Origin of the sequence: Winogradskyella sp. UBA3174 (genome assembly GCF_002364335.1) — a bacterium.
Classification (GTDB): Bacteria; Bacteroidota; Bacteroidia; order Flavobacteriales; family Flavobacteriaceae; genus Winogradskyella.
The window spans coordinates 1-429 of record NZ_DEXW01000083.1 but is presented as its reverse complement, the minus strand read 5'-3'; the positions used below and the strand labels follow the sequence as shown (position 1 = coordinate 429).

Annotated in this window: 1 pseudogene; it reads left to right on the top strand. The window is 29.4% G+C overall.

The window, feature by feature from the left end:
• Nucleotides 1-366, top strand: a pseudogene (locus tag B2U95_RS15775) (saccharopine dehydrogenase); the annotation flags it as partial.
• Nucleotides 367-429 lie beyond the last annotated feature (63 nt).

Sequence of the window (429 nt, the reverse complement as noted above, 5' to 3'; positions counted from 1 at the left end):
CCAAATGTAAGAGCTAAAATGACATTCGATTCTAAAGTAGTCTCAGCCATACTACCCTTTATGCAAAAAATAGGGTTTTTTAAGATTTTAGGCTTTAGAGAAAAGAAATGGATTTTTGGAGGTAGTGGAAATGGTGATATTTCTTCCTTTGAAATTATATATTCTGACGCTGCATCAAAAGAAAATAGAATCGTTTTTAAATGTAAAGAGGGCCAATCAGAACTCACTGCGTTTTCAACAGTGCTTCATGTTGAAAAAATGCTTGAGAATTCAAACCCAAAAGGCATTTGTTTTAGTCATCAGTTGCACGATTCCAAAAAATTTACTGATTTATTAATATCAAATAAATCAATAAAAATCGATTAATTTATGATACAAAACAATTTAATAAGTCATGGTTATACAAACTCTTTAAAAAAAACACTTCTA